This is a genomic window from Lysinibacillus sp. GW823-FHT06C08 (assembly GCF_058795135.1).
The window spans coordinates 34,393-44,229 of record NZ_JBXAHN010000016.1 but is presented as its reverse complement, the minus strand read 5'-3'; the positions used below and the strand labels follow the sequence as shown (position 1 = coordinate 44,229).

Genomic DNA, 9,837 nt, shown 5'->3' with positions numbered 1-9,837 from the left:
TAAAATAATTGATAAGGCACTTTCAAGCGATTAATACTAAAATGGTCATTCGCAATTAAGATTCTGGCATTCCTCGCCTTCATCTCATTGCGCTGTTCAATTTGCTCTTTACGCTTATCGGACTTCACTAAAATGGCATCCTCTGTATAAAACAATTTTTGCTCGATATTCTCATCGACCTTGACGCATTCTGGTGCAATAAAACAACCGTCTGCATCTGTTATATGAATAACAGCAGTTAAATCCTTTGCTAAAAATTTATATTTATCTAAATAACTCTGGATTACACGGATAACACTGTTTTTTATATTGGGAATGCGTTTATGGGCATCCCATTTTGTCAATACATCCTCACGCTGGACATCAAAACGTATCGTTGTATCCGCGAAGTAAGTATCCAAATAATCCTCTAAAATAATTTGCTCTGTCTGCCCCTCAACAATGATTAAAAGTACCTTTTTAGTCATGCTGCACACCTGCTTTACGAAAAGCACGTTTAATTTTAAATGTTTTGGTCTCTTTATAAACCTCTTCATCCTGTCCACCAAGCTGAATAGCTCTCAAGTAGACATCTCTAGCATTATTTATTTCTTTAATACCCTTTAGCTGCATATAACGGTGATTTTCATTCGTTGTCGTGAACCATAAATTTTTAATAGCTAGCACCTCTAACACTCGTAGATTATGGGATGTGAAAACAAGCTGTCCTTTTCCATCCTCATCTATCACTGTTAACAACTCACCTAGCAAATATTCAAAAACGCCTGAATCTAATTCATCAATAACGACACAAGCGTTTGGATTGTTATATACGGCAATCAATACACTAAGAATCGAAATGATCTTCAATATCCCTTCTGACTCTGTTCGCAAGGGTAATTCTTGCTCTCCACGCTGCGATAAAAATTCAAAACGGATGCCTTGTCCCCCATCATCCATTGTCTGCTTTGTAATAATATTGATTTTAATAGTCAGACCTGGAATAATAGCAGCTAGCACTCGGTTACTCTGTTCAATCACTTCACATAAAGCATAGAATTCATCCTCAGGCAATAAGGCAGGACCCTTTAAGTCATATGGAATTTGCCCTCTTGTTTTCTCTAAATGGATACTAAATGGCATAATCCGTTCTTCAAATAACGGGGCAATATTTTGGTTATTCACTACATGTAAATCTCGATTAAAATCAACGGCTATATTTTTGATTAGCTGAATCTCTTGTTCGGTCAACCGTTCCTGTAATAATGGCTTCAAATCCTTATGGAAAAGAAAAGATCTATATTCCTTTCTTGCTAATTGCTGAATAACAAGCAATTGAATACGTGCTTGTTCACTCATATCAGGCAAATTTGAGTTACGTATTTGGATACCTTTCTCTGTCATAGCCATTAACACCTTTGACCGTTTTCCCTTGTCATTTTCTCTATACGTCAGTCGTTCCAGTGTTGTATAGAGCCGATGCTGATCCTCCTGCAGCTCCACATAATAATGGACAAAGAACGTACCAAATTGATTCTCAACTAAAAATTCAAAATCGAGACTGGCTGTATCCTCACCCGCTAAAATTAACCGCTTTTCTTGCGAGGGTAGCTTCACTTCAGCAAGCCAACCTGAAATAAGGGTCTTCAATAAACCAAATGCATCTACAATGGTTGTCTTCCCAGAGCCATTTTGTCCGTAAAGTCCAACCACATTTGCTTGTAAAAAGGTCTCGAAGCTAACTGCTAAAGTAACCTCACCATGTCGTACATTCCGTAAATTTTTTAGTTTGATTTTTTTTATTTTTATGATTGCCATTTACTAAACATCCTTTAGCTCTTTTCCCCTATTATAATGAAAATTGTTATATTTTATAACAATCTCACACTTCATTATCAATTAGCCTATAGCCTATAACATTCACAGTAGGTAGGCATATGTTAAAGGAAAATGAAGAAAGGTGTGTTTCATTGGTTTATCCTAGATTGGCTCCTGAAGATTTTAACAGTCAATTCCGTCCAGGTATGAAAATATGGGTGACACTACCTACTGGGACTTATTCAGGTACATTGATTCGAACATTTGGAACAGGAGGAAGAACAGCCGAAATCCAATTAGATAACGGTCAATTGGTGACTGTTGATGTTAGCCAAATAACGGCTGCTGGTACAGGAACACCTCCTGGCAACTCCTATCCACCGCCCTATCCACCACCCTATCCGCCACCTTATCCGCCGCAACCGTACCCACCAAGACCCTATCCGCCACAGCCTTATCCGCCACAACCACCGAGACCATATCCTCCGCAGCCTTACCCACCACAACCACCAAGACCATATCCTCCGCAGCCTTATCCACCACAACCACCAAGGCCATATCCGCCGTTTCCTGGGGGACAATTCCCGGGCTTCCCACCTCCATTATTGCCGGGACTCCCAAACATCTTGCCAGGTATTATCGGCAACCCTAGACAGCCATAAAAAATAAAAGGCTTTCTCTTTGTTCTTTTACGAATAAAGAAAAGCCTTTTTTTACATATTTATATTTTATTTCCATAATAATAACAAAGAACGGCAATAGCATTTTCTAGAAGAAATGACATTCCTTAATAGGTAAAAAGACTTAAAGAGAAATAAAAAAATAAGATTTTAGCCAAATTTTAATTAAACTAAAATTGACTCAGTTTTGAGCATACTTGTTTTTTATATTATTTACCCTTTGAATTTTCATAAAAATATTGTCTAAGCTACAAAATATATAGACTATAACACTAAATATCTTCGTTTACCTATTTAAATCTACACTGCAAATAGTAAGTTTTCTGGGTTGTGAATCATTTTTTTTGGCAGTATAGTAGTTTATTGTTAGGGGATAATTAGATTATTTTTCACTGGTACATATTTATTGAGAATGCATCTGGAATTCTATGAATGACATCTAGACTTTACATTGAATTAGCTTTTATTTCATCGATAACAATACCCATTTCTCATCCTTAACATGAAATAATCGGTATAATATAATTAGGAGGAAAAGCATGAAAAAACGTAAGAAGCAGCATATGTCCATTAGTAAAAAAATAACCGTTATAATGGTAAGTATTTTATTACTGTTTGGGTTAGTTACTTTAGGGCTTTCTTATTATATAGTAAGAAATAGTAATTTAACAGATATGAATCAATCGCTTGATGACAAAGGTATGATCTTAGCCAAAACAATTGATGTGAACACATTGAAATCAATCTTAGATAATCCTTCAGATAGTAACTCTGATGCAATTCGACTGACGAAGGAAATGGATGCTATTAATGATTATTCAGATAGCATTACCAATCTCTTTTTAATTACAGTTGATGGTGAAAATATTAATGCACCTGTCCTATCTTCTAGTATACTTGAACTAGGTGCTGAGTATAATCAGGACATGATTGCTATGGGTTTATCACCTGATTTCCTAGCGAGAATTAAAGAAGTTTTTGAGACAAAAGAAGCTACAGCTACAGATATCTATAGTGATGAGTTTGGTAGCTATAAAACTGGCCTTACACCAATTTTAGATGATGATGGAACTATGCTAGCTGCATATGCTATTGATTATGACGTTTCGATGGTAACTGGCAAGGCTATGTCAGAGGCACTTTGGACATTGGTAGTAACGGTTATTTTCTTAATTGGTTCATCCATTGCTGTGTATACTCTTTTAAGAAAAAAATTAACACCGATTCAACAGCTTTCCCTACAGTCTAAAAAAGTAGCAGAAGGTAATTTAGAGCTCGATCCTCTACCAGTTACTTCAACGGATGAAGTAGGAACGCTTACGCAAAACTTTAATTTGATGATTGAAAATTTAAAAACTGTTATTAAGAGTACAACAAATGTATCTGCACGTGTTTCAAACACAGCCAATATTTTGTCTACGAACATGCAGGAAACTTCTGATTCCTATAATAATGTGACATCTTCTATGCAAGAAATTGCGAGTGCAGCTGATCTTCAAGTTCAAAGAGCCAATGAAAGTACCATTACAATAGAAGAAATGAGTATTGGAATTCAACGTATTGCTATGACATCCAATCAGATTTCGGAATCTTCTATCTTAGCATCTGAGGAAGCTGAAAGAGGGAATGAATCAACTAATAAGTCTGTCGCTCAAATGAATGCGATTAGTCAGGCAGTCAATCAATCAGCAGCATCTGTTAAATTGCTTGGCGATCATTCTAATAAAATTGAAGAAATTGTCGGCATTATTACCGGAATTGCCTCTCAAACAAATCTCCTAGCCTTAAATGCAGCTATTGAAGCTGCCCGTGCAGGAGAAGCTGGCAGTGGCTTTGCCGTTGTAGCTGATGAAGTACGTAAGCTAGCTGAACAGTCTGAGGCCTCAGCCCGAGAAATTTCCACGCTTATTTCTCATATTCAGCACGATACAAATGAATCTGTGAATGTCATGGTTCGTGCGGTAGAGGAAGTCGATCATGGTATTGTCATGATAAACGATTCAGAACAATCATTTAGTCAAATATTAACATCTATTCATCATGTAACTGGACAAATACAAGAGCTGTCCGCAACTATTGAAGAAATGGCGGCTGGCATGGAACAAGTGACTTCCGCAGTTAAAGATATGGAGGACTTCTCCATCAACTCTAAAGAAAGTACAAGAGCAGTAGCTGCAACTTCTGCCTCTCAGCTAAATACAGTACAGCGAGTGTCTGAGGAAGCTCAAGTACTATCCGAGTTATCTGAAGAATTATTGAATGTTGTCAATACCTTTGTAGTGAAATAAAAAGAGAAAGGGCTGCCCTTATACGGTGTTTTTGGTCCCTTAGCTTCTACAGAATACTTTCTGCTGGAGCTAAAGGACTTAAAAATTCCTACATAAGTGACTGCCCTTTTCTAAAATAGGAGTTGTAATGATTGAATAATAAACGAGAATTTGATTGTCCTACATCACAGTTTAAAAAGCATTTTTCTAAACAAGATACGCTACTATCCAATCATACAAAGCTATTAAATGAAGAGGATACTTTAGCCTATCAAACATTAAATCGTACAATGGCTGACTATGATAAAAATATCACGATACCGCAAGTATTTTATCAAGTAGCACAACAGTTTGCAGACCGTATCGCTCTTTCCTATGAAGATGGCAAGATGACCTATCGTCAGTTAAATCAAAAATCTAATCAAGTTGCACATATGCTAATCGCCAATGGTCTACAAAAAGGTGACTATGTGGCAATTATTATGGACCGTAGCAAGGAAACTATCATCAGTTTGTTAGGCGTGCTAAAAGCTGGTGGTGTTTATGTTCCTATTGATCCGAGTTATCCAAAAGAACGTTGCCAATATCTCTTACATGATACTGGTGCACCATTTATCATAACGAAAAACGAATATAATGACTTACTGAATGACCTAATACATAATGAGTTCCAATCACGCACAGTGCTAACAATCAATCAAATGGAGAGTGGCCTTTCACAAGAGGATTTACCATGTAACCTACTTCCATCCGATTTAGCCTATATTATTTATACATCTGGTTCTACTGGTAAACCTAAGGGTGTTTTGCTTAAACATACAGCCGTTATTAACCTAATAACAGATAATCAAAGAATTTACCATTCGACTGAAGAAGATGTATTTTCTCAGTTTATTTCTTACAGTTTTGATCCCTCTGTAACAGAGACTTTTACCGCTTTCTTTTCTGGTGCAAGACTCCATATGCTCGCAAGTATTGAGCGTCTTTCAATAGAAGCATTTGCCGATATGATTGCACGAGAGCAAGTAACAACTGCAACTGTACCGAACGCTTTCTTTACACAACTAGCCACACATTTACCTATAGATTATCGGGACAAGTTGATGACGCTACAATATCTATCGGTTGGCGGCGAAGCCCTATTGCCTGCTATTGTCCAAAAATGGCAAGAAAAATTCGGTTATTCTACAGAAATTATTAATGTCTATGGACCAACTGAATGTACAGTTTTAACCTCCTACTTCAAGATAAAAAGTCAGTTAACAGACATGCAATCAAGTATTCCTATTGGCAGACCAATTGCCAATTATGAGATGTATGTGGTGAATAAGGATGAACAGCTTTGCCCAGTTCATGTAACAGGCGAATTATGTATTGCAGGAGCTGGCCTAGCAGCAGGATATTTACATCAACCTGAAAAAACAGCAGAGGCCTTTGTTCCTCATCTGTTTAAACCAGATCAAAAAATGTATCGAACAGGTGATTTAGTCCGCCTATTACCTAGTGGTGTCATTGAATTTGTAGGACGGAAAGATTCACAAATTAAAGTAAGAGGCTTCCGTATTGAGCTTGGAGAAATTGAGACCGTTTTAAGCAATCACCCTATCATTCAGGAATCTGTGGTCATAGCTAAGAAAATGTCTGACGGCCAAAACCATTTATTTGCTTACTACACAGCGGCAAATGGTATACAGCTAGAAGAACAAGTTTTAAGAGACTACTTAAACAATCTTTTACCAGATTATATGGTACCTGAACGATTCATCGAATTGCTAGAAATGCCATTATCCCCTACTGGCAAAATCGATCGTAAGCAGTTGGCCACATTGGATGTATCATTATCACGGAGTCATCTATACGTTGCCCCTGAAAATGACACGCAGCATTTACTAGCGAATGCATGGGAGTATGTACTTGGCAACAGTCCAATAGGCATTCACGATAACTTCTTTCACATTGGCGGACATTCATTAAAAGTACTTGAAATTCTTGTACAAGTGAAGAAGCATATACCGTTCCTAAAGATTCAGGATTTTTTCCAATATCAAACGATTGCTGAATTAGATCAATATATTGGCAACTATCAGCCTGAAGATCTGGACGTGGAAACACCACCAAAAAACATTGTCTATAAGGATTTGATGGAACCTAGCAAGCTTCCAGTTTCACAAACGGTGAAGCCGTTACCGATGACTACGGTTTTATTAACAGGTGCGACAGGTTATTTAGGAAGCCATGTATTATACGAGCTGCTAGTGACAACAAAAGCACATATCTATTGTCTTATTCGACCAAGTGAAAAGGCCACTTTAGAGGATAAGCTAAAGGAAAGTATGCAATTTTACTTTGGACATAACATGACTAAACATATGGAGGATCGAATAACCGTCGTTCAAGGCGATTTAGGAAAGAAGAACCTTCATTTAACTAGCGAAGATAAACAGGTTCTAATAAAAGAAATCGATGCCATCATCCACTGTGGAGCCGATGTACGTCACTTCGGAGCAACGGATCATTTTAATAATGTTAATGTAAATGGGACCCGTTATTTACTTGAATTGGCAAAGGGTAAACCTGGTATTCATTTTCATTATGTATCAACAATCGGCATTCCAGAGGAGCTCGCTGCCATTCAATGGGGACCAGATGAGGCAAAAGGCGATTTCAACTACGATATGCAGCTTCGTAGTGTCTATACACAAAGTAAGCTGGAAGCAGAAAATCTCGTAAGAAATGCTGTACATGACGCGATTCCTATTTCTATCTATCGTGTAGGTAATTTAAGTTGTCATTCTGAAACAGGAAAATTCCAACGAAATATCAATGATAACGCCTTTTACCGAATGATTAAATCTATGCTTTATTTAGGTAAAACACCTTCCGTACAATGGCATGTAGACTTCACACCGATTAATTATGCTAGCCAAGCATTAGTATGCCTAGCTAATCAACCAGCAGCAAATGGACATGTCTTCCACCTATGTAATCCTGTATCACTTACTTATTTAGAATTAATCGACATGATAAAGGAGTTTGGCTATGATTTACAAGTCATGACAAAGCAAGAGTATACAAATTGGCTATTACATGATGACCATTCTATAGAAGTACAAGAATATTTAGCTTTAGCTATTGCACAGCTAGAAGGTGATGGAGCTAGTGACTCCCCATTTATCTTTAACTGCAAAAAAACGATTGAATTTCTAGCAAATGCAAGTATTGAATGTGCTGTACCAAATACAGCACTTATTCATCAAATGATTGAATATGGGATCGAAATAGGTTACTTTCCTGAGCCCAAACAAGTCAATATACGATGAACACAAATGATATACAGCTTTTTGCACTCCCATTAGGGGGACAGTTAACTTCCGAAGAATGGAATGCGTTTACTATAATGCTCCCTTTTCATGTCCAAAAAAATATCAGGCAGTACAAGCAATGGCAGGACCGCCAAAGAGCCTTGCTAGGTAACACCCTTATCAGGTGGGCGCTCCTCCCATTCATGAATAAGGCTGTATGCCATATTACTCAAGACATTTATGGTCGTCCAACTGTAGCGAATCACAAACAATGGGAAGGCGATTTTAATCTCTCTCACTCTGGTGATTGGATTGTTCTGGCCCTAACAACAAACGGGCGAGTAGGCATTGATGTTGAAGAAATAAAGCCCGTGAATAAAGATATTATGCACTATGCATTATCTAAACAAGAGTTCCATATGTCCCTTCATCAGCCTCTACATGCTTTTTATGAACTTTGGACATTAAAAGAGGCTCTTTTTAAAACAGGCTTATTTCCTAACCTATCGCCTCACTTGCTTGATACTATTGATATTAAAACGACAAGAGCAGATCTTTCAACGCAATTACTTTATCTTGATCAACGTCATCCTGTCACCATATGCTGGAACAATAGCTCTACCAATGTAAAAATAACAACATTAAATAGACAGCAGCTTCTACAGTAATCAAACAAGGAGGAGAAAACTATCATTTCTCCTCCTTGTTTATGAACAAAAAAGCTGCCTATTATGTCTTTTTTATAGACCAATGGGCAGCTCCAATACAGTTTATTTAAATAAATCCGGATACATTTCTTTCGCTAAGGCTTCCATACCATCTATTGTATTATAGCCATAACCAAACATATAATTGTAATCTACAATATAGATTTGTTTGTTTTTAATAGCCTTCATGCTCGAAAGCTTAGGGTTAGCATAGATTTCTTCACGAACTTTTGTCAGATCAGAACCATCCCAGTTTGGAAGAATTAACACATCTGGATCAGATGCAATTAATGTTTCCACACTAACATCTCCTGTTTCATCTTTGAAAATATTATCTAGCTTAACCATTTTAAATGCGTCATTAAAGAATGTTTCATCATGTGCTGGGTATACAAAAAGTTCCTTTGGATCATTTGTATGCAAATAAGCAAATGTTTTTTCTTCTTTAATACTTTCTAATTTTGAAGTAATGCCTTGTTGTCGATCTTTTAATTCTTTAATGAAGCTAGTTGCCTTGTCTTGAACATTGAAAATTTCACCGATATTTTCGATGTCTTTATAAATAGAATCATACGTGCCACCTGTGATTGATGATTCTAAAACAAATGTTTTAATACCCATTTCGTTTAGTGAATCTACTGTACCTACTCCCCATTCAGCATTATCAAATAAGCCACCACGACCAAATACTAAATCTGGATTAGTTCCTAATGTAACCTCTTTCCCTACATATTCATCACTTAATATATTTAATTTTGAGTATTCCTCTTCCACAGATTTATCGACAGCACCAAAGTTTGCACCAACACCAACGATTTTATCGCCTAGTCCTAAATGCAATAATAATTCTGCTGCTGGGCGTGTGTTTGCCATAATTTTTTCAGGTGCCTTATCGAATACTTGATCTTTCTTGTCCCAAGTCGAACCACCTTCAGCCTTTGTAAAGTTTTCAATAGTTAATGGATAATGCTCTTTTGTTTGTGCTTCTTCTGAAGTATTTTTGCTAGTATTACCGCAAGCTGTTAACGTTAATAAAGCGGCCAAACCAATTCCTAGTAATAATTTTTTCTTCATGTTGTTGCTC

General features: G+C 37.0%; 6 protein-coding genes and 1 pseudogene. 4 read left to right on the top strand and 3 right to left on the bottom strand.

Annotated features, from left to right (window positions below):
* Together AC1Q6O_RS22285 and AC1Q6O_RS22280 are read right to left on the bottom strand one after the other, a co-directional pair.
* A pseudogene (locus AC1Q6O_RS22285) lies at nucleotides 1-467 on the bottom strand (hypothetical protein); the annotation flags it as partial.
* Nucleotides 460-1,797: an AAA family ATPase gene (locus AC1Q6O_RS22280; protein ID WP_090003195.1), complete on the bottom strand. Its 1,338-nt coding sequence runs from the start codon at nucleotides 1,795-1,797 to the stop codon at nucleotides 460-462. The pseudogene AC1Q6O_RS22285 and the gene AC1Q6O_RS22280, both read right to left, overlap by 8 nt.
* 119 nt (nucleotides 1,798-1,916) lie before the next feature.
* Here AC1Q6O_RS22280 and AC1Q6O_RS22275 point away from each other — a divergent pair, with 119 nt between their 5' ends.
* The 4 genes from AC1Q6O_RS22275 (at nucleotide 1,917) to AC1Q6O_RS22260 (ending at nucleotide 8,714) form a co-directional block, all read left to right on the top strand.
* Complete coding sequence (locus AC1Q6O_RS22275; RefSeq protein ID WP_492402233.1) at nucleotides 1,917-2,459, top strand: hypothetical protein; 543 nt, start codon at nucleotides 1,917-1,919, stop codon at nucleotides 2,457-2,459.
* 557 nt (nucleotides 2,460-3,016) lie between these two features.
* Complete coding sequence (locus tag AC1Q6O_RS22270; RefSeq protein WP_008176967.1) at nucleotides 3,017-4,765, top strand: methyl-accepting chemotaxis protein; 1,749 nt, start codon at nucleotides 3,017-3,019, stop codon at nucleotides 4,763-4,765.
* Nucleotides 4,766-4,896: 131 nt separating this feature from the next.
* The gene (locus AC1Q6O_RS22265) at nucleotides 4,897-8,064 is read left to right on the top strand and encodes a non-ribosomal peptide synthetase family protein (protein ID WP_492402230.1); all 3,168 of its coding nucleotides are present in this window, start codon (nucleotides 4,897-4,899) and stop codon (nucleotides 8,062-8,064) included.
* Nucleotides 8,061-8,714, top strand: coding sequence for a 4'-phosphopantetheinyl transferase family protein (locus tag AC1Q6O_RS22260; protein WP_090003193.1), 654 nt, complete (start codon nucleotides 8,061-8,063; stop codon nucleotides 8,712-8,714). The genes AC1Q6O_RS22265 and AC1Q6O_RS22260 overlap by 4 nt, the downstream gene beginning before the upstream one ends.
* A 102-nt stretch (nucleotides 8,715-8,816) precedes the next feature.
* Here AC1Q6O_RS22260 and AC1Q6O_RS22255 read toward each other — a convergent pair whose 3' ends face one another.
* The gene (locus tag AC1Q6O_RS22255) at nucleotides 8,817-9,827 is read right to left on the bottom strand and encodes an ABC transporter substrate-binding protein (RefSeq protein ID WP_090003192.1); all 1,011 of its coding nucleotides are present in this window, start codon (nucleotides 9,825-9,827) and stop codon (nucleotides 8,817-8,819) included.
* Between the last annotated feature and the right edge of the window lie 10 nt (nucleotides 9,828-9,837).